This window comes from Nesterenkonia cremea (assembly GCF_014642675.1).
GTDB lineage: Bacteria > Actinomycetota > Actinomycetes > Actinomycetales > Micrococcaceae > Nesterenkonia > Nesterenkonia cremea.
In genome coordinates this window covers 17,615-39,864 of the sequence record NZ_BMIS01000013.1, presented here as the reverse complement: position 1 = coordinate 39,864, position 22,250 = coordinate 17,615, and the positions used below count along the sequence as shown (strand labels likewise).

At 68.2% G+C, this 22,250-nt stretch carries 19 protein-coding genes; 14 read left to right on the top strand and 5 right to left on the bottom strand.

Features of this window, described 5'->3' with window-relative positions:
• Positions 1–19: 19 nt before the first annotated feature.
• Both IEW85_RS12110 and sdhC read right to left on the bottom strand, forming a co-directional pair.
• Positions 20–526 carry a succinate dehydrogenase hydrophobic membrane anchor subunit gene (locus IEW85_RS12110; protein WP_188686097.1) on the bottom strand — a complete coding sequence of 169 codons (507 nt, stop codon included), beginning with the start codon at positions 524–526 and terminating at the stop codon, positions 20–22.
• A 7-nt stretch (positions 527–533) separates the two neighbouring features.
• The gene (gene sdhC / locus IEW85_RS12105) at positions 534–869 is read right to left on the bottom strand and encodes a succinate dehydrogenase, cytochrome b556 subunit (protein WP_229659009.1); all 336 of its coding nucleotides are present in this window, start codon (positions 867–869) and stop codon (positions 534–536) included.
• 389 nt (positions 870–1,258) lie between these two features.
• On the opposite strand from sdhC, the gene IEW85_RS12100 reads away from it, so the two are divergent.
• The 11 genes from IEW85_RS12100 to IEW85_RS12050 all read left to right on the top strand — a co-directional run bounded on the left by IEW85_RS12100 (position 1,259) and on the right by IEW85_RS12050 (position 12,676).
• Positions 1,259–2,368, top strand: coding sequence for a mannose-1-phosphate guanylyltransferase (locus tag IEW85_RS12100; protein WP_229659003.1), 1,110 nt, complete (start codon positions 1,259–1,261; stop codon positions 2,366–2,368).
• On the top strand, positions 2,358–3,602 hold the full coding sequence (locus IEW85_RS12095; RefSeq protein WP_188686091.1) for an amidohydrolase: 1,245 nt from the start codon (positions 2,358–2,360) through the stop codon (positions 3,600–3,602). Before IEW85_RS12100 ends, IEW85_RS12095 begins: the two co-directional genes overlap by 11 nt.
• Positions 3,599–4,072 carry a cytidine deaminase gene (locus IEW85_RS12090; protein WP_188686089.1) on the top strand — a complete coding sequence of 158 codons (474 nt, stop codon included), beginning with the start codon at positions 3,599–3,601 and terminating at the stop codon, positions 4,070–4,072. The genes IEW85_RS12095 and IEW85_RS12090 overlap by 4 nt, the downstream gene beginning before the upstream one ends.
• 8 nt (positions 4,073–4,080) lie before the next feature.
• Positions 4,081–5,433, top strand: a complete 1,353-nt coding sequence (locus IEW85_RS12085; RefSeq protein WP_188686086.1) for a thymidine phosphorylase — start codon at positions 4,081–4,083, stop codon at positions 5,431–5,433.
• Positions 5,434–5,455: 22 nt separating this feature from the next.
• Entirely contained in the window at positions 5,456–6,196 is a 741-nt protein-coding gene (locus tag IEW85_RS12080; RefSeq protein WP_188686083.1) for a DedA family protein, read from the top strand.
• Between the two features lie 9 nt (positions 6,197–6,205).
• The gene (locus IEW85_RS12075; RefSeq protein ID WP_188686081.1) at positions 6,206–7,375 is read left to right on the top strand and encodes an adenosine deaminase; all 1,170 of its coding nucleotides are present in this window, start codon (positions 6,206–6,208) and stop codon (positions 7,373–7,375) included.
• A gap of 15 nt (positions 7,376–7,390) precedes the next feature.
• Positions 7,391–7,819: a MazG nucleotide pyrophosphohydrolase domain-containing protein gene (locus tag IEW85_RS12070; protein ID WP_188686079.1), complete on the top strand. Its 429-nt coding sequence runs from the start codon at positions 7,391–7,393 to the stop codon at positions 7,817–7,819.
• Between the two features lie 72 nt (positions 7,820–7,891).
• Positions 7,892–9,172, top strand: a complete 1,281-nt coding sequence (gene eno / locus IEW85_RS12065; RefSeq protein ID WP_188686078.1) for a phosphopyruvate hydratase — start codon at positions 7,892–7,894, stop codon at positions 9,170–9,172.
• A 171-nt stretch (positions 9,173–9,343) separates the two neighbouring features.
• Positions 9,344–10,495 carry a tRNA dihydrouridine synthase DusB gene (dusB, locus tag IEW85_RS12060; RefSeq protein ID WP_188686183.1) on the top strand — a complete coding sequence of 384 codons (1,152 nt, stop codon included), beginning with the start codon at positions 9,344–9,346 and terminating at the stop codon, positions 10,493–10,495.
• A gap of 49 nt (positions 10,496–10,544) precedes the next feature.
• A complete protein-coding gene (locus IEW85_RS12055) occupies positions 10,545–11,867 on the top strand; it encodes a deoxyguanosinetriphosphate triphosphohydrolase (protein WP_188686076.1) in 1,323 nt (440 codons plus the stop codon).
• Positions 11,868–12,061: 194 nt separating this feature from the next.
• Positions 12,062–12,676: a rhodanese-like domain-containing protein gene (locus tag IEW85_RS12050; protein WP_188686074.1), complete on the top strand. Its 615-nt coding sequence runs from the start codon at positions 12,062–12,064 to the stop codon at positions 12,674–12,676.
• 7 nt (positions 12,677–12,683) lie between these two features.
• On the opposite strand, the gene IEW85_RS12045 is transcribed toward IEW85_RS12050, so the two are convergent.
• Positions 12,684–13,247 (bottom strand): aminoacyl-tRNA deacylase, encoded by a 564-nt coding sequence (locus IEW85_RS12045; RefSeq protein WP_229659002.1) that lies wholly within the window; start codon positions 13,245–13,247, stop codon positions 12,684–12,686.
• Between the two features lie 119 nt (positions 13,248–13,366).
• Between IEW85_RS12045 and dnaG the strand changes: the two genes are divergently transcribed.
• Together dnaG and IEW85_RS12035 are read left to right on the top strand one after the other, a co-directional pair.
• Positions 13,367–15,316: a DNA primase gene (gene dnaG / locus IEW85_RS12040; protein ID WP_188686067.1), complete on the top strand. Its 1,950-nt coding sequence runs from the start codon at positions 13,367–13,369 to the stop codon at positions 15,314–15,316.
• Between the two features lie 196 nt (positions 15,317–15,512).
• The gene (locus IEW85_RS12035; RefSeq protein ID WP_188686065.1) at positions 15,513–18,209 is read left to right on the top strand and encodes a phosphoenolpyruvate carboxylase; all 2,697 of its coding nucleotides are present in this window, start codon (positions 15,513–15,515) and stop codon (positions 18,207–18,209) included.
• A 2-nt stretch (positions 18,210–18,211) separates the two neighbouring features.
• Here the strand turns inward: IEW85_RS12035 and IEW85_RS12030 are convergent, their stop codons facing one another.
• Positions 18,212–19,492 carry an acyl-CoA dehydrogenase family protein gene (locus tag IEW85_RS12030; RefSeq protein WP_188686063.1) on the bottom strand — a complete coding sequence of 427 codons (1,281 nt, stop codon included), beginning with the start codon at positions 19,490–19,492 and terminating at the stop codon, positions 18,212–18,214.
• A gap of 160 nt (positions 19,493–19,652) precedes the next feature.
• On the opposite strand from IEW85_RS12030, the gene IEW85_RS12025 reads away from it, so the two are divergent.
• On the top strand, positions 19,653–20,492 hold the full coding sequence (locus IEW85_RS12025; RefSeq protein ID WP_188686061.1) for an SDR family NAD(P)-dependent oxidoreductase: 840 nt from the start codon (positions 19,653–19,655) through the stop codon (positions 20,490–20,492).
• A gap of 45 nt (positions 20,493–20,537) precedes the next feature.
• Here the strand turns inward: IEW85_RS12025 and IEW85_RS12020 are convergent, their stop codons facing one another.
• Positions 20,538–22,181, bottom strand: a complete 1,644-nt coding sequence (locus IEW85_RS12020; protein WP_188686058.1) for an amidohydrolase family protein — start codon at positions 22,179–22,181, stop codon at positions 20,538–20,540.
• Positions 22,182–22,250 lie beyond the last annotated feature (69 nt).

Genomic DNA, 22,250 nt, shown 5'->3' with positions numbered 1-22,250 from the left:
AGGGGTGCCGGCGCCGAGATCAGAGATCGTGGCAGAACGCCGGCACGGAGTCGAACAGCTCGCCGGTCTCGTTGTTCACCAGGCAGGGCTCGAAGGTGAAGATCACCATGGTGCCCAGGATGATGATCACCGTGGAGCTGACGTACAGGATGGACTTCAGCCACAGACGGCTGGAGTCCTTCTCCGCGTAGTCGTTGATGATCGTGCGCATGCCGTTGGTGCCGTGCAGCATGGCCAGCCACAGCATGGTCAGGTCCCAGAACTGCCAGACGGGGTTGGCCCACTTGCCGGCCACGAAGCCGAAGTCGATCTGGTGGATTCCGTCGCCGACCATCAGGTTCACCCAGAGGTGGACGAAGATCAGCACCACCAGGGCCAGGCCGGAGACGCGCATGAAGACCCATGCGGCCATCTCGAAGCTGCCGTTGGAGCTCTTGTTCCGCAGGTACTTGGGATCGATGCGGCCGGAGCGGGGAGCCTCGATGCCCTGCGCGGGGAGGAGTGAGTCAGAGTTCGTCGTCGTCATGATTCGGTCATCCTCCCTGGACGAAGAGCATCAGGTGGCGGACGCTGAATGCGGCCATGGTCACGAACCACAGGGCCAGCACGGCCCAGAGCATCTGGCGGTGGTAGCGGGTGCCCTGCTTCCAGAAGTCCACCAGGATGATCCGCAGCCCGTTGAAGGCGTGGAAGACGATGGCGCCCACCAGGCCGATCTCGCCGACGATCATGATCGGGTGCTTATACGCGCCGATGACGGCGTCGTAGGCATCTGGGGACACGCGCACGAGTGAAGTGTCGAGTACGTGGACCAGAAGGAAGAAGAAGATGCCGACTCCGGTGATCCGGTGCCCCACCCAGGACCACATTCCTTCGCGGCCTCTGTAGAGGGTGCCCCGGCCGGTCGGGGCGCTCTTTGTCTGCGTCACTGTGTACAAACCTCCCTGCATCGTCGCATGGCGTTCCGCGCCGCCTTGTCTTGGGTGCGTAGTCGATCGCGTTCGGCGGTGCGGGCGTGTGACGCCGGTGCGAGTGCGATCTCATACCAGGGTAAGGCACCGCCGTCTGTGACGTGGACCGCGCTGCTGCCCCGGACGCGTTGTTGCGCGGATCATGGTAGGCACAAGGTGCGTCCAGGGCCGAAACGACGCACAGCGGCGAAGTTTTTCTACAAGCGGTAGAAAATCGCAATGAATGTGAAACATGGAAAAGCTCTTCTCCGATGTCAGCTCCGCAGGCCCTGCCGTACCCTGGTGGAGTGACTCAAGCGCTCCAGAACTTCTACACCGTCATCCCCGCCGGTGGGGTCGGAACCAGGCTCTGGCCGCTCTCGCGCGCCAATGCGCCCAAGTTCCTCCACGACCTCACCGGAGCCGGGACCACTCTGATCCGCGGGACCTTCGAACGGCTGGCCCCGCTGACCGGCAGCCGGGTGATGGTGGTGACCGGGGAGTCCCACCGGGATGCGGTCCGGGAGCAGATCCCCGAGCTCGACGGTTCCGACCTGGTGCTTGAGCCCTCGCCCAAGGACTCGGCGGCCGCCATCGGCCTGGCCGCTGCCATCCTGCACCGCCGCGACCCCGCGATCATCATGGGGTCCTTCGCCGCCGACCAGGTCATCGCCCCGGTGGACGTCTTCCAGGAGGCCGTGAAGGAGGCAGCGGTCACCGCGGCCGCCGGCAGGATCGTCACCATCGGCATCAGGCCCACGACGCCGTCCACCGGCTTCGGCTATATCCGTGAGGGTCAGGCGCTGAGCGTCGAGGGCGCACCCAGCGCCCGCGAGGTGGCCGAGTTCGTGGAGAAGCCCGGTGAGGCCAAGGCCCAGGAGTATGTGGACAGCGGCTCCTACCTCTGGAACGCCGGCATGTTCGTCGCCCCGGTGGCCCTGCTGCTGAAGCATCTGAAGGCCAATGAGCCCGAGCTGCACGCCGGACTCACCGAGATCGCCGCCGCCTGGGGCACTGATCAGCAGGAGGAGGTCATGGAGCGGATCTGGCCGACGCTGCCCAAGACCGCCATCGACTATGCCGTGGCCGAGCCCGCCGCCGCGGCCGGCGATGTGGCCGTCATCCCTGGGTACTTCACCTGGGACGACGTGGGAGACTTCGCCGCCATCGCCCGGCTGAACCCGGCCGAGGACGAGGACCACATGACGGTGCTGGGCGACTCCTCGCGGGTCTATTCCGACGCTTCGTCCGGAGTGGTGGTCTCGGAGACCGACCGCGTGGTTGCGCTGATCGGGATCAAGGACATCGTGGTGGTGGACACCGACGACGCCCTGCTGGTCACCACCACCGACCACGCCCAGTCCGTGAAGCAGGCGGTGGAGGCGCTCAAGGAGAAGGGAGACTCCGATGTCCTCTGATGTCACTGAGTCCGAGGCGGCCTGGTCTGAGACGGCGCACTCGGGGGAGGCGCTGATCAGCCGAGCCGCCGGCGTCGTGGAGGAGCTGGACGAGCGCCTGGTGGAGGTCCGCCGCGAGCTGCACCAGAACCCGGAGCTGTCCTTCCAGGAGGAGGACACCACCCGCCGCCTGGTGGGCTGGCTCCAGGAGGCCGGCCTGGAGCCCCAGACCCTGCCGGAGACCACCGGGCTCTACGTGGACATCGGCCCGGAGGACGCCGAGTTCGCCGCAGGCTTCCGCGGCGACATCGACGCGTTGCCCCTGGACGAGGTCACCGAGCTGCCCTACGCCTCGCAGAACCCCGGCGTGGCCCACGCCTGCGGCCACGACATCCACACCACGGTCATGATGGGCATCGCGCTGACGCTGAGCCGGCTGCACCGTGAGATCGGACTGGAGAACCGCTACCGGGTGATCTTCCAGCCCGCGGAGGAGACCATGCCCGGCGGCGCCGAAGAGGTCGTCGCCCAGGGGCTGCTCAAGCCGCTGCCGCGCATCTTCGCGCTGCACTGCGACCCCAAGCTCACCGTGGGATCGATCGGCACCCGCATCGGCGCGATCACCTCTGCCTCCGACCTGGTGCGGATCGACGTCAGCGGCCGAGGCGGCCACACCTCCCGGCCCCATCTGACCGAAGACGTGGTGGGTGCCCTGGGACACCTGGCCACCACCGTCCCCGCCGTGCTGGCCCGCCGGATCGACGTGCGCAGCGGCGTCTCCCTGGTCTGGGGCACCATTCGCGCCGGCAACGCCGCCAACGCCATCCCCGCCACCGGCACGCTGGCCGGCACCATGCGGATTCTGGACGCCGATGCCTGGAAGGACGCCGGGGGAGTGCTGGCGCCCATCGTGGAGCAGGCCGCCAACTCCTACGGGGCGGACGTCCAGCTCGAACACGTCCGCGGCGTGCCCCCGGTCATCAACGACGAGACCGAGACCACCCGCGTGGACAGTGCGGCCAAGGAGATCCTGGGCTCGGGATGCCTGACCCTGGCCGAACAGTCCATGGGCGGGGAGGACTTCGCCTGGATGACCCAGGAGATCCCCGGATCCATGTTCCGTCTGGGAACCCGCACTCCCGACGGCCCCTCCTTCGACCTGCACCGCGGCGACTACGCTCCCGATGAGCGGGCCATCGGCGTCGGAGTCAAGGTGATGGCGGCCGTGGCCCTACGTTCTAGGATGGATGCATGAGTGAAGAGACCTCTTCCACCGGACCGGACACCGCCGGGCTGAGCCTGACCGGAGCCATCGGCCTGGTCCCTCGGATCCCTGAGGATGTGGACTGGGAGGAGCTGACCACCCAGGCGCGCATCGCCATGACCAAGGCCTATGTTCCCTACTCCAAGTACCCGGTGGGTGCCGCGGCCCTGCTGGACAACGGCAGCGTGGTCTCCGGCTGCAACGTGGAGAACGCCTCCTACGGCGTCGGGCTCTGCGCAGAGTGCACCATGGTGGGTCAGCTGCAGATGAGCGGCGGCGGTAAGATCGTCGCGTTCACCTGCGTCAACGGCGAGGGCGAGTACATCACCGCCTGCGGCCGCTGCCGTCAGCTGCTCAACGAATTCCGTGCCGAGACCATGTTCATCCTCACCGCCCAGGGCGTGATGAGCATGGACGACTTCCTGCCCGAAGCCTTCGGCCCCCGCGACCTCGAGAAGTGAGAGCCTCCATGCCCCCGTCTTCCCTCTCCGGCACCGCCTTCGACCCCGGAGCCTTCAGCGCCACCGACCTCATCCGCACCAAGCGCGACGGCGGCCGGCTCAGCGAGGTCGAGATCGACTGGATGATCGCCGCCTACACCGACGGCTATGTGGCCGATGAGCAGATGTCGGCCATGGCCATGGCCATCCTGCTGCGTGGGATGAGTCGTGAGGAGATCAGCCGGTGGACCGCTGCGATGATCGCCTCCGGCGAGACCATGGACTTCAGCTCGCTGAAGACCGCCGACGGCGAACGCCGCCTGACCGCTGATAAGCACTCCACCGGCGGCGTGGGGGACAAGATCACCCTTCCGCTGGCCCCACTGGTGGCCAGCTGCGGCGTGCCTGTCCCGCAGCTCTCCGGCCGCGGGCTCGGCCATACCGGTGGCACCCTGGACAAGCTCGAGGCCATCCCCGGCTGGCGGGCCTCGCTGTCGAACGAGGAGATGCTCGCCCAGCTGGACTCCATCTCCGCAGTGATCTGTGCGGCCGGAGCCGGCCTGGCCCCGGCCGATAAGAAGCTCTACGCCCTGCGCGACGTCACCGGCACGGTGGAGGCCATCCCGCTGATCGCCTCATCCATCATGTCCAAGAAGATCGCCGAGGGCACCGACGCCCTGGTCCTGGACGTGAAGACCGGCTCCGGCGCCTTCATGAAGACCGGCGAGGACTCCGAGGAGCTCGCTCGCACCATGGTGGCCCTGGGCACCGACGCCGGGGTCAACACCACAGCGCTGATCACCTCCATGGAAACCCCGCTGGGTCTGACCGCCGGCAACGGCATCGAGGTCGAAGAGTCCCTGGAGGTGTTGGCCGGAGGCGGCCCCGCCGACGTCGTGGAGCTCACGGTGGAGCTGGCGCGCGAGATGCTCGCCGGCGTCGGGATCACCGGTGTGGACCCGGCAGAGAACCTGCGCAACGGCCGTGCCATGGACTCCTGGAACCAGATGATCGCGGCCCAGGGCGGGGATCCGCAGGCAGCGTTCCCGCAGGCCGCCCACTCACACACCATCACCGCCGGCGCCTCCGGCACCATGACCCGCATGGACGCCATGGCTGTGGGACTGGCCGCCTGGCGCCTGGGTGCCGGACGCGCCCGCAAGGAGGACGCCGTGCAGGCGGGAGCCGGTGTGCGCATGCACGCCAAGCCGGGTGACCAGATCGCTGAGGGACAGCCGCTGTTCACCCTGCTCACCGACGACGAGGAACGGATCGCCCGGGCCGAGGAGGCTCTGGAGGGTTCCGTGGACGTGGACGTCTCCGGCGGTCCCGCTGAGCTGCCGCCTCTGCTGCAGGGACGCATCACCGCTCAGGACCTCTGAGGCGCCCAGCGGCGGGAGACCCATGCGGCTGATCGATTACTCCGACGCGCTCCAGGAGCTGGTGGTGGACGTCGCCTCCGGCTGGTGGACGCTGCTGGCGCTGTTCGGATTCGTCACGGTCAACGGGTTCTTCCCGCCGCTTCCCTCCGACTCCCTGGTCATCACCCTGGGCTCGGTCCAGGGGGAGCCCGGAACCCCCTGGTGGCCCTGGGTGGTGTTGGTGGCCGGAACCGCCGCCGTGCTCGGCGACCTCACCGCCTACCGGCTGGGCGCCGTCATCGGGCGCGGCATGCTGGAGGGTCAGGGCCGCTTCCGGTGGATGCGGCGGCCCACGATGCTCAAGACGCTCATGTGGGCCCGCCACGAGCTGGATAAGCGCGGTGTCATGGTGATCTTCGTGGGCCGGTTCATCCCCGGCGCCCGAGTGGCCATCAACTTCGTGGCCGGCTCCACCGGATACTCGCTGCCCCGCTTCCTGCTGATCGACGCCGCCGCCTCCTTCGTCTGGGCGGCCTGGCTGATCGGCCTGGGGATCGCCGGAGAGGCCATCTTCGACAGCACGCTGATCGCCATGGCTCTGGGGATCGCCATGGCCCTGGTGATCGGTCTGCTCTGCGAGCGGCTCTTCACCCTGCTTGCCCGCTGGCTGGACCGCAAGGGCGTTCCGCTGGACCCGGCCGGCTACCAGGACACCGCAGCCATCGACCTGCCTGCGCCCATCCATCTGAGGAGAAAGCGGCGCACGGACGAGGAGAACGATTAGGCTGGGGGCATGACTTCTATCGAAGCCGAAGATCGTACCGCTGCCGCAAAGATCGAAGAGCAGCTCCGTAACCTCCCCAAGGTCTCCCTCCACGATCACCTGGACGGATCCCTTCGCCCCGCCACTCTGGTGGAGCTCGCCGCTGAGATCGGCCACGAGCTGCCCACCCAGGATCCCGATGAGCTGGCCGAGACCTTCAGCCGCAATGCGAACTCCGGCTCCCTGGAGAAGTACTTGGAGGCTTTCGCCCACACCACTGCGGTCATGCAGACCGCCGCGAACCTGCGCCGCGTGGCCAAGGAATACGTGGAGGACCTGGCCGCCGACGGCATCGTCTACGCCGAGGTCCGCTGGGCCCCCGAGCAGCACCAGGCCGAGGGCCTGAGCCTGGATGAGGCCGTGGAGGCCGTCCAGACAGGCCTGGAAGAGGGCATGTCCTCCGTGGAGGCCCAGGACGGGATCATCGTGGTCGGTCAGCTGATCTCCGCGATGCGCCAGTCCGACCGCGCCGATGAGGTCGTCGAGGTCGCCCTGCGCCACCGCGACAAGGGCGTGCTCGGCTTCGACATCGCCGGCCCCGAGGCAGGCTTCCCGCCGTCCAAGTTCGCCGGCGCCTTCACCCGCCTGGCCGAGGAGATGCTGCCGGCCACAGTGCACGCCGGTGAGGCCGACGGCGTCGAATCCGTCCGCGACGCCCTGGTCTCCGGCCGCGCCCAGCGCCTGGGCCACGGCATCCGCGTGGCCGAGGACATCACCGTCACCGTGGGTGAGTCCTCGCGCAGCAAGACTGCCGAGGACGGCGAGGAGGAGCTGGTGGAGGTGGAGCTCGGTCCGGTGGCCCGCTGGGTCCGCGACCGGCAGATCCACCTGGAGGCCAGCCCGACGTCGAACCTCCAGACCGGTGCCGCCGACGGCTTCTCCGAGGGCGGCAGAGCGGCACTGGCCGACCACCCCTTCGACATGCTCTATCAGCTGGGCTTCAACATCGGGGTGAACACCGACAACCGTCTGGTCTCCGGCGTCACTTTGTCCTATGAGCTGGCCCAGATCGCGGTCACCTTCGACTACGGTCTGGCCGAGCTGGCCGACTTCCAGATCAACGCCCTGGAGTCCTCCTTCCTCGGCTACGAGGAGCGCGAAGCGCTGGCCGGGGTGATCCTCGAGGCCTGGAACGCCTGAGCACGAAAGCCTGAGATGACCACACCCCCTGAGGATCCCTTCGCCAAGCTGCAGTGGGTCATCGCCTCGTTGCGCGAACACTGCCCGTGGACCGCGGAGCTCACCCATGAGGCGCTGACCCCCTACTTGGCGGAGGAGTCCCAGGAGGTCATCGAGGAGATCGACGCCGGCGTCCTCGGCGACCCGCTGCGCCGCGAGCTGGGGGATCTGCTGCTGCAGATCGTGCTGCACGCCCAGATCGCCTCCGAGCGCGGAGACTTCGACTTCGGCGGGGTGGCCGAGGCCATCACCGCCAAACTGATCCGCCGCAGCCCGCACGTCTTCACCTCTGAGGGCGAGCTCTCGCCCACCCAGGCCAGCCTGGAGGAGATCGACGCCGCCTGGCAGCGGATCAAACAGCAGGAGAAGTCTGAGGAAGCTGCGGGTGAGCAGGGCCGGTCCTGACCCATTCCGTCGACTAGGCTGGTGCCTAAGTCAACGGGGACTCTTCATCTATCCATGACATAAGGAGCATCAATGTCTCTGATCGCCAGTGTGTACGGCCGCGAGATCCTCGATTCCCGCGGCAACCCCACCGTGGAGGTGGACGTCCTCCTCGACGACGGCAGCTTCGGCCAGGCCGCAGTGCCCTCCGGCGCCTCCACGGGTGCCTTCGAGGCCGTGGAGCGCCGCGACGGCGATAAGGGCCGCTACCTGGGCAAGGGCGTGACCGGTGCGGTCTCCGCCGTCAACGACGTCATCGCCCCCGCCCTGGAGGGCCAGGACGCCACTGAGCAGCGCGTGATCGACCAGATCCTGCTGGACCTCGACGGCACCGAGAACAAGGGCTCCCTGGGTGCCAACGCCATCCTCGGCGTCTCCCTGGCCGTGGCCAAGGCCGCAGCCGACGCCTCGGACCTGTCCCTGTACAAGTACCTGGGCGGCCCCAACGCCCACCTGCTGCCGGTGCCGATGATGAACATCCTCAACGGCGGCTCCCACGCAGACTCCAACGTGGACATCCAGGAGTTCATGATCGCGCCCATCGGTGCGGCCACCTTCTCCGAGGCGCTGCGCGCCGGCGTCGAGGTCTACCACGCGCTGAAGTCCCTGCTGAAGGAGAAGGGCCTGGCCACCGGCCTGGGCGATGAGGGCGGCTTCGCGCCGAACCTGACCTCCAACCGTGAGGCGCTGGACCTCATCACCGAGGCCATCAAGCGCGCCGGCTACACCCCGGGCAAGGACGTGGCGCTGGCGCTGGACGTCGCCGCCACCGAGTTCTACTCCGAGGGCGCCTACACCTTCGAGGGCGAGAAGAAGTCCCCTGAGCAGATGAGCGCCTACTACAAGGAGCTCGTGGAGGCCTACCCGCTGGTCTCCATCGAGGACCCGCTGGACGAGGACGACTGGGCCGGCTGGAAGACCCTCACCGAGACCATCGGCGACAAGGTCCAGCTGGTCGGCGACGACCTGTTCGTCACCAACCCGGACCGTCTGGGCAAGGGCATCGACAACGACACCGCCAACTCGCTGCTGGTGAAGGTCAACCAGATCGGCTCCCTGACCGAGACCTTCGACGCGATCTCTCTGGCGCAGCGCAGCCGTTACACCACGATGATCTCCCACCGCTCCGGCGAGACCGAGGACACCACCATCTCAGACATCGCCGTGGCCACCAACGCCGGCCAGATCAAGACCGGTGCACCGGCACGTTCCGAACGCGTGGCGAAGTACAACCAGCTGCTGCGCATCGAGGAGGAGCTCGGCGACGCCGCAGCCTACGCTGGAGCGAGCGCCTTCCCGCGCTTCCGCGCCTGACCAGTCCGTTCGACTGTCGCGCAGGTGTCGGAATGAGCCGCGAACCGGCCCCTTTCCGACACCTGCGCGACGACTGAACCGCCGCAGCAGCGGCCTCAGCTGGAACGTGCCCGGCCTCAGGTGGACAATGGAAGCGTGACCACTACGCTTTCTGAGTCCGCTGAGCCGGGCATGTCTCTGCTTCCAGCCCTGAAGCTGGGCCCCATCACCGTGGACACCCCGGTGGTGCTGGCCCCCATGGCTGGCATCACCAACACTGCCTTCCGCCGCCTCTGCCGCGAGTACGGCGGTGGTCTCTACGTCAATGAGATGGTCACCGCCCGGGCGCTGGTCGAACGCCGCCCCGAGAGCCTGCGGATCATCAAGCACGAGCCGGACGAGGTCCCGCGCTCGGTGCAGCTCTACTCCGTGGACCCGGTCACCACCGGCCATGCCGTCCGCATGATGGTCGAGGAGGACCGTGCGGACCACATCGATCTGAACTTCGGCTGCCCCGTCCCCAAGGTCACCCGCAAGGGCGGGGGATCGGCGCTGCCCTGGAAGATCCGGCTCTTCGAATCCATCGTGTCCACCGCTGTGCGTGAGGCCTCGAAGAACAACATCCCGGTGACCGTGAAGATGCGCAAAGGCATCGACGAGGACCACCTGACCTTCATCGAGGCCGGCAAGGTCGCCCGCGACTCCGGGGTGGCCGCTGTTGCGCTGCACGGCCGTACCACCCGGCAGCACTACTCAGGCCAGGCCGACTGGTCAGCCATCGCCGCGCTGCGGGAGTCTCTGCCGGACATCCCGGTGCTGGGCAACGGCGACATCTGGTCCGCCGAGGATGCGGTGCGCATGGTGGAGCAGACCGGCGTCGACGGCGTCGTCGTCGGCCGTGGCTGCCAGGGCCGACCCTGGCTCTTCGGGGACCTCCAGGCGGCCTTCGAAGGCCGGCAGGAGCGCCATCGCCCGGATCTTCCCATGGTGATCCGGACCCTGCTGACCCATGCCCAGATGCTCATCCCCTACTTCGACGGCGACGAGCGCAAGGCCATGCAGGACATCCGCAAGCATGTGGCCTGGTACTTCAAGGGCTATCCGATCGGCGGGGCTCTGCGCTCCCAGCTTGTCACCGTGGAGACCCTGGCCCAGCTGGAGGACCTGCTGGGCCAGCTGGACCAGTCCATCGGCTACCCGGGCGAGCCTGCCGAAGGGCCGCGCGGCCGGGCCGGCTCCCCCAAGAAGGTCCACCTGCCGGAGGACTGGCTGGAGTCCCAGGAGCTCAACGAGGAGCAGCGAGAGATGATCAAAGCCGCCGAGGTGGACACCTCCGGAGGCTGAATCGGCCTGCTCATGCGGCGCACCGCCATGTCTCCGATAGGCTGGAACGGTGAGCATAGAGGACGTCGAGCGCTTGGAGGGGGACTACGCGGCCCTCAAGCCCGGATACACCGAGGCCGATGAGGAGCGCTGGCTCCCTGAGCACGGCAAGTCCGTCTACCGGTCCTCCTTCGAGCGGGACCGGGCGCGGCTGCTGCATTCCTCGGCGCTGCGCCGGCTCGGGGCCAAGACCCAGGTGGTCTCGCCCGACGCCGACGACTTCGCCCGCACCCGGCTCACGCACTCCTTGGAGGTCGCTCAGGTAGGGCGGGATCTGGGCCGCATGCTCGGCTGCGATCCCGACGTCGTAGACGCCGCCTGCCTCTCCCATGACCTCGGGCACCCGCCCTTCGGCCACAACGGAGAGAACGTCCTCAATGAGCTGATGGGCGAGGCCGGAGGGTTCGAAGGCAACGCCCAGACCCTGCGCCTGCTGACGCGCCTGGAGACCAAACGGTTCCACCCCGACGGCCGCTCCGCCGGGCTGAACCTCACCCGGGCCTCCCTGGACGCCGCGGTGAAGTACCCGTGGCGCCAGCACGAGGCGCCGGTGAAGCCCGATGGCACCCGCAGCCAGAAGTTCGGCGCCTATGAGGACGACGTCGACGTGTTCGCCTGGATCCGCCAGGGCGTGGAGGGGCGACGGAAGTCGATGGAGGCCCAGGTGATGGACGCCGCCGATGACATCGCCTATTCCGTGCACGATGTGGAGGACGGCATCTTCTCCGGCCAATTCCAGCTGCGCTTCCTGGAGGTGCCGCTGCAGCGCAAGCGCGTGGTGCAGGTGACCCGCGAGTGGTATCTGCCGGGGACCGACGAGGACCGCATCGAGGAGGCCTTCGACAGGCTCTCAGCCATGGACGGCTGGGTGCGGGAGTCTGATGGGTCGCGCCGCTCCCTGGCCGCGCTGAAGAACATGACCAGCGAGCTGATCGGTCGGTTCTGCGGAGCGATCTACTCCGCCACCCGAGAGGCCCATGGGGACCATTCGCTGGTCCGTCATGAGGCCGACCTGATGGTTCCGGAGGACACCGTGATGGAGATCTCCGCGATGAAGGGACTGGCGGCGGCCTACATCATGACCTCGGACCAGCAGAAGCCGGTGTACCTGCGGCAGCGGGAGGTCCTCGAGGGGCTGGTGCAGCTGCTCTCCGAGACCGAGGACCGCTACTTGGAGCCCATGTTCAAGCAGGACTGGCGGGACGCCTCCGACGACGCTGCCCGCCGTCGGGTGATCGTCGATCAGATCGCCTCCCTGACCGACGGAGCCGCTCTGGAGTGGTACTACGCCCTGGTGCAGGGCAAGCCGTTCACCAACCGGCTCTTCGGCTGAGGATCGCCGACCCGCAGGCTCAGGTGGCGCCGCGGGCGGAGGATAAACCCAGGTGGGATTCGCCGGGGAGGTCCACTAGACTGGAACCTGCGAGATCGGGCCGGTTCCGAGACAGGGGCCTGGCACCGCACCGTGACCCGCGACGACCCCTGCACGCTGGAGGCCCGGATGACCCCTGCACGCTGGAGGCCCGGATGACCGCTCAGAACCCCGAGACCACCATCAGCGTCGACGAGCTCCGTGAGCTGCTCAACGGTGCCGTGGCGCCGGTGCTGCTCGACGTACGTACGCCCGCGGAGCACCGTGGCGCGCACCTGACCGGATCCGTCCTCGTGCCCGAGGAGCTCGTCCGGGGTGAGACTCAGCGGCTCGCGGACGCGCTCGCCGACGCAGATCGCCCCGTGGTGGTGCTGTGCCAGTCCGGCCCACGATCTCGGCAGGCGCGGGAGCTGCTCGCCGGTGCGGGCCTCACGGAGGCCAGGGTGCTCGACGGCGGGCTGAACGGCTACCGTGCGGCCGTCGGCGACGCTGCGGTCCAGAGGGGCGAGGGCCCGTGGGCCATGGAGCGGCAGGTGCGCATGGCGGCTGGGTCGCTGGTGCTCGTCGGGCTGCTCGGCGGGCGTCTCCTCAGCCCGAAGGCACGCGTGATCTCTGGGGCGATCGCCTCGGGCCTGATCTATTCGGCCGCCTCGAACACCTGTGGAATGGCCCAGGTGCTGGCTCGGATGCCATGGAATCAGGACCCCGAGGGGCCGGTTCGGATCGAGGACGTGCTCGCTCAGCTGGAGGACCCGCCCCAGGACCGGTGAGGGCCGCTCAGGCCTCCTGCGGGTCTTTCGAGATGTTGCCGGTGACGACGTCGTAGGCGGTGAAGAGTGCCTCCGAGTCTACGAAGAGGCTCAGCCCGTGGGCGCCGGCGCCCATGGCGATGCGCCCGGTGATCGACTCATCCGCATAGACGCGCCAGCGGATGCCTTCGGCGGTCTCCGCGCCGAAGGGCGTGATGGTGCCGGGCCGATACCCGGTGGCCTCCACCGCCTCCTCGGGCGAGGTCATGGACATCTTCTTCATCCCGGCCAGCCGCCGCAGCTTGGCCCAGTCCACCTGACGGTCCCCGGGGATGAGGACCAGCACATAGCTGTGCTCGCGGGCGGTCTGGGAGACCTTGGTCTTGGCGACCAGGGTCTTGACGATCTCCCGGGGCTCGACCCCGATGTTCGCCGCGGCCTCCTCCAAGGACCGGGCCTCGCCGCGGGCCACGAGCGTCAGCTCCACCCCGCGGGCGGCGGAGTCGGCGGTCAGCCGCTGCACTGAGGCGCGGTCCGCCTGGGAGAGCTCGACGTCAGCAGGGCCGGTGTGCTCGATGTCCATCGTGTCCATGTCCGGGTCAACCCGGATGGGGTCACCGGGATTCCCCAGAGCGCCGGCCGGGTCCGACGGATGGGCGGACCTGTGGAGAATCTGACCGCAGATTTGCCCAGAGTGGCTAGAGTTGTCCTGTGGCAGGACTGATCAAGCGCGAAGACATCGACGCCGTACGCGAACGTGCGGATCTGCGTGAAGTCGTCGAGCAGTACGTCACCCTCAAGGGCGCCGGCATCGGCAGCTGGAAGGGGCTCTGCCCCTTCCACGACGAGCGCACCCCCAGCTTCCACATCCGCCCGCAGGTGGGCACCTATCACTGCTTCGGCTGCGGGGAGTCCGGCGACGTCATCGCCTTTCTGATGGCCATGGACCACACCAGCTTTCAGGAGACGGTGGAACGCCTGGCCGGAAAGTACGGCATCGAACTGCGCTACGAGGACGGCGGCAAGGGCCCGGACAAGGAAGAGATCGGGCGGCGTCAGCGCATGCTGGATGCCCATAAGATCGCCGATGAGTTCTACCGCTCCGCCCTGCTCTCCCCGGAGGCGCAGACCGCCCGTGAGTTCCTCCAGGACCGCGGCTTCACCCGCGAGCATGCCGAGAAGTTCGACGTCGGCTACGCGCCCAAGGGCTGGGACAACCTGCTCAAGCACCTGCGCACCAAGGGCTTCCGCGACGACGAGCTCAAGCTGACCGGCATGTTCTCCGAGGGCAGCCGCGGCATCTACGACCGCTTCCGCGGCCGGCTCATGTGGCCCATCCGAGATATGACCGGCAACACCGTGGGCTTCGGCGGCCGGCGCCTCTACGAGGATGACAAGGGCCCCAAGTACCTGAATTCCCCGGAGACCCAGGTCTATAAGAAGTCCCAGGTCCTCTACGGGATCGAGCACGCCAAGCGGAACATCGCTAAGCAGCGCCAGCTGGTGGTGGTGGAGGGCTACACCGACGTCATGGCCTGCCATGTGGCCGGGGTGGAGACCGCGGTGGCCACCTGCGGCACCGCCTTCGGCGAGGGGCACGTGAAGGTGGCCCGGCGCCTGCTCTCCGACGACGGCGGCGGGGGAGAGGTGATCTTCACCTTCGACGGCGACGACGCCGGTCAGCAGGCCGCCCTCAAAGCCTTCAAAGAGGACCATATGTTCCTCGCCAAGACCTTCATCGCGGTGGGCCCCGCGGGTATGGACCCCTGCGATGTGCGCCAGCACCGCGGGGACGAAGCGGTCAAGGAGCTGATCGGCTCCAAGACGCCGCTGTTCGAATTCGCCATCCGCGCCAAGCTCAAGGACTTCGACCTCAACACCATCGAAGGCCGGGTCCAGGCGCTGCGCGCCACCGCTCCCATCGTCGGCGGCATCAAGGACCCAGCTCTGCGCCCGGCCTACACCCGGGAGCTGGCCGGCTGGCTGGGTGCGGAGATGGACGACGTCGTCCGTGCGGTGGAATCCGCCCGACGCCGCGGCCTCCAGCCCGGCTCCGAGCCCGACTCCCGGCCCAGCCGCCAGGGGGATCCCCCGCCCCATGATCAGGGCGGCTTCCAGCCCGGCCCGGGCGGTCAGGGGCCCCCCGGCGATCTGGCCGATCCGGGGATGCCCGCCATGCCGCAGTTCCAACGGCCCGACACCCGGGACCCGGCGGTCATGATGGAGCGCCAGGCGCTGGAGGTCATCCTCCAGCACCCCACGCGGCTGACCGCTGAGCAGTGGGAGGAGATCTTCACCGTCCGCTTCACCGCCCCGGCGCATCAGGCCATCCACGACGGCATCCGGGTGGCCGCGGCCCAGGCCTCGGACCCGCGGAACTGGGTGCAGAACGTCCGGGACGAGGTGCCTGAGCCCATCCGTTCGCTGGTCTCCGAGCTGGCGGTCACCACGTTGCCCACCCGTACCGAGGAGGACTTGGAGAACTACTGCCAGTCCATCCTCAACCGGCTGGTGGAGCTGAAGATCACCCATCAGAAGGCCAATCTCATCGGGCGCCTGCAGCGGATGAATCCGGCGGAGAACCCGGAGGAGCACCGCGCGCTGAACGCCGAGCTGATGGAGCTGGAGAGCCGGCGTCGGGCGCTGCGCGGAGACGAGTGATCACCGGCCGCATGACCGCCCGCCGCACCGGCCGCAGGGCCGCCCGGAATACCCGCCCCGGTGTCCACAGAGCGGTCTTCCATGACGCGGATCACTCGCTGCCGCGCGGACCTTGGTAGTCTGTGAGGTCGACAAGGCGTGACGATGGGGTCACGCGAGGGCCTCATGAGCATCTTGTTCTGTGGAGGAGAATCGCATGACCCATGAAGCTGCCGTCACCGGCTCACACACCCGCTCTGCTGCGATGCACGAGATCCCTGAGGAGATGCGGCACGACGTCGGGCTCCTCGGCGAGCTGCTGGGCCAGGTGCTCAACGAGTACGGCTCGGAGGGCCTGCTCCAGGACGTGGAGAAGCTGCGCGAGCTGACCATCTCGGCGCTGGATGATCCCGACGGCGACGCGCTGGCCGCAGCGGAGGAGCTGGTCGACTCCTTCTCCGCCTACCGAGCCCGCGAAGTCGCCCGCGCCTTCACCTGCTACTTCCTGCTGGCCAACCTCGCTGAGGAGCAGCACCGGGTGCGCACGCTGCGCTCCCGCGACGGCGAGGTGCCGCTGACCGAACAGAAGCCGTCCGACTCGGTCGCCTCGGCGCTCGCCCACCTCTCTGAGGAGGTCGGTCAGCGCGAGGCCGAGCGCCGCCTCAAGGAGCTGCGGTTCCAGCCGGTGCTCACCGCCCACCCCACCGAGGCGCGGCGCAACGCCATCACCGCCTCGGTCCGGCGCATCGGCGAGCTGCTCGACGAGCGGGACGACCCCCGGATGGGCACCGGTGCTCGGGCCAAGAACCGCCGGGAGATGCTCGAAGAGATCGACAACATGTGGCGCACTGCCCAGCTGCGCGTCTCCAGCCCCTCGCCGCTGGATGAGGTGCGCACCGCCCTGGGCCACTTCGACAACTCCTTCTCCAAGACCTTCACCCAGGCCTACCGCCGCATGGATGACTGGCTGCAGGGCGAGGACAGCGGCGCGGGCGCGCCCAAGGCTCCGGCCTTCATCCGCCTGGGATCCTGGATCGCCGGCGACCGCGACGGCAACCCCAACGTCACCGCCTCCATCACCCGTCAGGCCGTGGCCCAGGCCGCCGACCGCGTGCTCTCCGAGCTGGAGTCCCGCTCCCGCAACGTGGGACTCTCGCTGACCCTCGATGAGCGTTACACCCCGCCGAACGAGAAGCTGACCACGCTGTGGAACCGCTATAAGCAGCTCTCCGAAGAGCTGACGACGACGGCGGCAGAGCACTCCCCGGGCGAGCCGCACCGCCAGGTGATGCTCGCCATCGCCGGCCGTGTGGAGGCCACCCGCCAGCGCGACGCCGACCTGGCCTACTCCGTCCCGCAGGAGCTCATCGATGATCTGAAGGTCGTCCAGACCTCTCTGTCCGAGGGAGGGGCCCAGCGTGCTGCCTACGGCGATCTGCAGGAGCTGATCTGGCAGGTGGAGACCTTCGGCTTCCACTTGGCGGAGCTCGAGGTTCGGCAGCACTCGGCCGTGCACAGCCAGACTTTGGAATGGCTGGAGGACCCGCAGGGCTATGAGGCCTCCGGCAAGAAGATGGCCGTGCCGGGGGAGGAGGTCCTGGAGACCTTCCGGGCCATCGCCTCGGTCCAGCAGCGCTACGGCATGGATGCCGCACGCCGCTATATCGTCTCCTTCACCCAGTCCGCGCAGAACCTGGCCGATGTCTACACCCTGGCGGAGAAGGCGCTCGGCGGACCGGAGAACGTCCCGGTGCTGGATGTGATCCCGCTGTTCGAGACCTACGACGATCTGCAGAACGCCCCGCGCATTCTGGATGAGATCCTGCAGAACCCGCATCTGCAGGCCCGTCTGGAGCAGACCGGGCGCCGCATGGAGGTCATGCTCGGCTACTCCGACTCCTCCAAGGACGTCGGCCCGGTGGCCGCCACCTTGGCCCTGTATGAGGCGCAGGAGAAGATCGCCGCCTGGGCCATCGAGAACGACATCACCTTGACCCAGTTCCACGGCCGCGGCGGTGCTCTGGGCCGCGGCGGCGGACCGGCCAACCGCGCCATCATGGCTCAGCCGCCGCATTCGGTGGACCTGCGTTTCAAAGTCACCGAGCAGGGCGAAGTCATCTCCGCCCGCTACGGCAACCCGGAGATCGCCCTGCGCCACATCGAGCAGGTGGTTGCGGCCACGCTGATGGCCTCGGCCCCCTCCACAGAGAAGCGCAATGCGGAGGCCGCCCGGCGCTTCGCCGATCTGGCTCAGACTATGGACGAGGTCTCCCGTGAGCGATTCCACGGTCTGGTCGGCGCCGACGGCTTCGCTCCGTGGTTCGCCCAGGTCACCCCGCAGGACGAGGTGGGTCTGCTGGTCATCGGCTCCCGTCCGGCCAAGCGTGGCCTCTCCGTGGAGTCCCTGGAGGATCTGCGCGCCATTCCGTGGAACTTCGCCTGGGGGCAGGCGCGGATCAACCTGACCGGCTGGTACGGCCTGGGCACCGCGCTGGAGTCCATCGATGATGTGGAGCTGCTGCGCTCGGCCTACGCCGAATGGCCGCTGTTCCGCGCGCTGATCGATAACATCGAGATGTCCCTGGCCAAGACCGACCGGCGCATCGCCGAGCGCTACCTGGCCCTGGGTGACCGCGAGGATCTCTCGGCTCTGGTGCTGGAGGAGCTGGACGTGACCACCAAGTGGGTTCTGCTCATCACCGACCAGCAGCGCCTGCTGGAGGAGCACCGTGTGCTGGGCCGTGCGGTCCAGCTGCGCAACCCCTATGTGGATGCGCTCTCACTGATCCAGCTGCGTGCCCTGCGCACGCTGCGCTCCGGTGACACGGCCGAGGAGAAGACCCTCGACGACGCACGCAACCTCCTGCTCATCTCGCTCAAGGGTGTTGCCGCCGGCCTGCAGAACACCGGCTGAGCTCAGCCGAAGGCTGAGATCCCGGTGATCTCACGTCCGGCGATCAGCAGGTTGATGCCATAGCTGCCCTCATAGGCGTGGACGGCCTCTATGTCTGCGGCCACTTTGGCGATCTCATGGCTGCTGAGGATCCCGTTGCCGCCCAGGATCTCCCGGGCGACGGCGGCGGATTCTCGGGCCAGACGGGTCAGCGTGGACTTCGCCAGGCTGGCGCGCAGCATGGTCAGCCGGTCTTCGGCCTGGAGCCGGGTCACCTCGCCCATGAACGCGGTGGAGACGCCCATGTTCCCAGCCACCTGGGCCAGGGCGGACTGCACCAGCTGGAAGGAGCCGATGGGCCGGCCGAACTGGTCGCGCCCGGCGGCATAGCTGCGAGCGATGTCGAAGAGCGACTGCTGCGCCCCCACGGCCTGCCAGCCCACCCAGGCACGGGAGTCCCGCAGGGCGGCATGGACGGCGGAGAAACTGGTGGCACCGGCCAACTGCGAGGATTCCGGCACGTGGAGGTCCAGCTGGATCTCGGCGTTCTGCATGATCCGCAGCCCGGTCTTCTGCGTGATGCCCTCGGCCCGGTAGCCGGGCACGTCGGTGGGCACCAGGAAGCCCTTGATCTGGTCATCGGAGGTGTCCCGCGCCCAGATCAGGGCGAGGTCGGCCACGGCACCCATCCCGATCCACCGCTTCTGCCCGCGGATATGCCATCGGCCTGCCTTCAGCGTGGCAGTGGTGGCCAGCCCTCGGGCGATGTCGGATCCGTGATCCGGCTCGGTCAGGCAGAAGGCCCCCAGGGTTCTCAGCGACCGCAGCTCCGGCAGCCAGGTCCCGCGCTGCTGCGGCGATCCCAGGCTGTCGATCAGCCCCACCAGCAGTTCGTTATGGATACCGATCAGTGTGGACAGTGAGAGGTCCGCACGGGCCAGGGCGGCATGGGCCAGCCCTTGGAACAGGGCGGAGGAGCCGTCCACGGAGATCTCACCCAGGCCGAGCCGACCCAGCTCGGCGATCAGCTTCCGCGGCAGCTCCTCACGGTTCCACGGCTCGATGCATTTCGGGCGGATGCGCTGCTGGGCCACCTCTTCGATGGCCTGCAGTCGGCGGCGCTCGCCCTCGTCGAGGTGTCGGGCGAGATCCAGCAGATCCGGGTGCTCATCGCTGCTGTGCAGCTGATCGGCGATCGCCTGGTCTGGGAGCCAGCGGTCTGAAGCTGCCCGGTCTCCAGCTGCCCGGTCCCCAGTTGCAGGGCCCGGCGTCGCGGAGTACCCCGGTGTGGTCGGCGTGGTCATATCTGGCTGCCTCCTGCTGCCGCGGATCTGTTCTCTGCGTCTATAGTGACATGAATCACAGAAGCTTGGGGTCAGGGATGAGCGCGAGACTGCCCTGTCAAGCAGGCCGCAGCCCCTATAGTCTGACGTGAGGTCAGTCACGTATCAGGAGGAGCAGCTTATGGATCTGAGCACTGCCAGCGCCGTCGTCACGGGAGGGGCCTCTGGTCTGGGGCATGCCACGGCGGCCGCCCTGATCGAGGCCGGCGCCCATGTGGTGGTCGTGGACCTTCCCGACGCCGGCGGCTCCGGTGGCAGCGACGGCTCAGCTGACACAGGTGGTTCCGGTGGCGCAGCCGTTCCCGAGTCCCCCCGTGCCGCGGCTGTGGCCGCATTGGGGGAGCGGGCCACCTTCCACCCCGGCGACGTCACCGACCCTCAGGTCCTCCGCAGTGCGGTGGAGCAGGCCCAGTCCCAGGCGCCGCTGCGCGCGGCCGTCAGCTGCGCCGGCATCGCCACTCCCGGCAAGCTGCTGGGCAGAGAAGGGGCGCTGCCTGCTGAACAGTTCATGAAGGTCCTGGCGGTGAACACCGGCGGCACGGTGAACCTGATGACCGCAGCGGCGGAGGCGATGACCCAGAACCAGCCCCTCGGCGGCGAGGGAGGCGACCGCGGGGTGCTGATCAACACGGCCTCTGTGGCGGCCTTCGACGGGCAGATCGGCCAGATCTCCTACTCCGCCTCCAAGGGCGCGGTGGCCTCGCTGACCCTGCCGGCGGCCCGCGAGCTCGCCCGGCACAGCATCCGGGTGATGACCATCGCCCCGGGGCTCTTCGAGACCCCCATGATGGACGGTCTGCCGGAGGCCGCCCGGGATTCCCTGCGGGCCAAGACTCTGCACCCTGCGCGGCTGGGCAGGCCGGAGGACTATGCCCGGACCGTGCTGCAGATCCTGGAGAATCCCATGCTCAACGGGGAGACCATCCGGCTGGACGGGTCCGTTCGGTTGGACCCGAAATAGCCGCATCGGCGCTGCTCAGGCGCAGCGTGTGCCAGGCCGGGACAGTCACTCCATGGAGTGATCGGCCTCCTCCGTCTCATACTCCGGCGGGTTCACCGCCCCCTCCCAGGCTTCCTCGCCGATCTGCTCCCGCAGGTGGTCCCGTGAGTCCTCGGCCAGGCTGCGGGCGTGCTCCAGGACCGCGTCGGCATCGTCGTCGCCGTCCTCCTCCAGGCCGAGGGCGGCCGGGATCAGGCGTCCGGCATGCTTCATCATGCGCCCACCGATCATCACCGAATCCACCTCGGCCCGGCCGGCTTGGAAGACGATGTGGTGGGTGGGATCGTTCACCGGGAGCATCGAGGCAGTGTCTGCCCGGAGCAGGACCAGGTCTGCCACCTTCCCCGGGGTTATGGATCCCAGGTCCGAACCCATCTCCAGGGCATCGGCGCCGCCCTGGGTGGCGTAGCGAAGCACATCTGCGGTGCGCAGCTCATTGTTGAGCACAGTCCTGTCCTGTTCATGGGCATTCATGTGGTCCAGTCCGCGGTCGGCATTGAGCGTGGCCCGCATCGCGGCGAACATGTCCCCGCTCCACCACAGTGAGGTGTCCATGGACAGCGAGATCGGAATGCCGTGCTCGCGGACCTGCCCGGTGGGCGGGTAGCCCTGACCGGCGTTGAGCTCGGACTCCGCTGAGATGGAGACGTCTCCGCCGGACTCAGCGATCAGCTCATAGGTGCTGGTCTGCAGGGAGGCGGCGTGGACGTAGGTGTTGGTGGGGTGCAGGAAGCCGTTCTCGCTGATGTTCTGGATGGCGATGTCCAGCGGATATCCCCAGACCCCGGCGTGCAGGGTGACCGGCAGACCGTGCTCCTGGGCGAACTCCCAGGCCGGGCGCTCGGGGAACTCTGGGTCCTCGCCGCCGCCGTCCCAGGCCAGCTGCATGGTGACCAGATCGTCCACGGAGTCGAAGGCGGCGGGGAAGCGTTCATCCAGCAGCCGCTGGACATCGCCGCCGGGGACCCAGTTCTGCGGAAGGTCGAAGATGTTCCCGTAGGCCAGGCGTGCTCGTCCGCGGGAGGCCACCAGGGCGTCCACTGCGGCATCGGCGTGATCGGGGGAGCGCAGGCCATGGGACCAGTCCAGAGAGGTGGTCACTCCGGAGTCGATCGCCTCGACCATGGAGAGGTAGTTGCCGGCGTAGACGTCCTCGGGGCGCCACAGCTCGCCCCACTCCTCGTAGATCCACTGGAAGTAGTTGCTGATGGTCCAATCTCCGCCCACGCCGCGCAGCACGGACTGCCACATGTGCCGGTGGGTGTCGATCATCCCTGCCATCAGCACCGCACCGCCGGCCTCGATCACGGCGGCGTCGTCAGGACGGGACAGCTCATGCCCCACGTCCTGGATGACTCCGTCGTCCACCAGGACGTCGGTCTCGTAGAGGGTTCCCAGATCATCGTCCCCGGTGACCACGGTGGCGTTGCGGAAGAGCACCGCCCGGCCTTCGGCGAACTCCTCGGCGTAGGCGGCCGGGTCCTCGCTGCGGCTGCGGACGGCGGCGTATCCGCCCACGCCCAGGGCGGCGACGCCGGCTGCGCTCAGTCCGCCCAGCAGGAAGGAGCGGCGGTCGACTCGGCTGCGAGGCTGCGGAGAAGAGGCGCTTTCGGCGTTCTCAGATGCGGGTGAGGTGGGGTTCTGTTCCATGGCGGCCACTCTATGGATGGGCTGAGATCGCAGAGCCAGATGACTCAACGGGGAACTCTGTTCAGCCGA

What these genes read in the sequence shown, in the direction of transcription:
- IEW85_RS12110 (WP_188686097.1), bottom strand. Translation starts at nt 526, where the DNA reads ATGACGACGACGAACTCTGACTCACTCCTCCCCGCGCAGGGCATCGAG.
- IEW85_RS12030 (WP_188686063.1), bottom strand. Translation starts at nt 19,492, where the DNA reads ATGACCACGCCGACCACACCGGGGTACTCCGCGACGCCGGGCCCTGCA.
- IEW85_RS12045 (WP_229659002.1), bottom strand. Translation starts at nt 13,247, where the DNA reads ATGGACACGATGGACATCGAGCACACCGGCCCTGCTGACGTCGAGCTC.
- IEW85_RS12035 (WP_188686065.1), top strand. Translation starts at nt 15,513, where the DNA reads ATGACCCATGAAGCTGCCGTCACCGGCTCACACACCCGCTCTGCTGCG.
- sdhC (WP_229659009.1), bottom strand. Translation starts at nt 869, where the DNA reads ATGTGGTCCTGGGTGGGGCACCGGATCACCGGAGTCGGCATCTTCTTC.
- IEW85_RS12070 (WP_188686079.1), top strand. Translation starts at nt 7,391, where the DNA reads ATGACCACACCCCCTGAGGATCCCTTCGCCAAGCTGCAGTGGGTCATC.
- IEW85_RS12090 (WP_188686089.1), top strand. Translation starts at nt 3,599, where the DNA reads ATGAGTGAAGAGACCTCTTCCACCGGACCGGACACCGCCGGGCTGAGC.
- IEW85_RS12020 (WP_188686058.1), bottom strand. Translation starts at nt 22,181, where the DNA reads ATGGAACAGAACCCCACCTCACCCGCATCTGAGAACGCCGAAAGCGCC.
- IEW85_RS12050 (WP_188686074.1), top strand. Translation starts at nt 12,062, where the DNA reads ATGACCGCTCAGAACCCCGAGACCACCATCAGCGTCGACGAGCTCCGT.
- IEW85_RS12085 (WP_188686086.1), top strand. Translation starts at nt 4,081, where the DNA reads ATGCCCCCGTCTTCCCTCTCCGGCACCGCCTTCGACCCCGGAGCCTTC.
- eno (WP_188686078.1), top strand. Translation starts at nt 7,892, where the DNA reads ATGTCTCTGATCGCCAGTGTGTACGGCCGCGAGATCCTCGATTCCCGC.
- IEW85_RS12080 (WP_188686083.1), top strand. Translation starts at nt 5,456, where the DNA reads ATGCGGCTGATCGATTACTCCGACGCGCTCCAGGAGCTGGTGGTGGAC.
- dusB (WP_188686183.1), top strand. Translation starts at nt 9,344, where the DNA reads ATGTCTCTGCTTCCAGCCCTGAAGCTGGGCCCCATCACCGTGGACACC.
- IEW85_RS12075 (WP_188686081.1), top strand. Translation starts at nt 6,206, where the DNA reads ATGACTTCTATCGAAGCCGAAGATCGTACCGCTGCCGCAAAGATCGAA.
- IEW85_RS12095 (WP_188686091.1), top strand. Translation starts at nt 2,358, where the DNA reads ATGTCCTCTGATGTCACTGAGTCCGAGGCGGCCTGGTCTGAGACGGCG.
- IEW85_RS12025 (WP_188686061.1), top strand. Translation starts at nt 19,653, where the DNA reads ATGGATCTGAGCACTGCCAGCGCCGTCGTCACGGGAGGGGCCTCTGGT.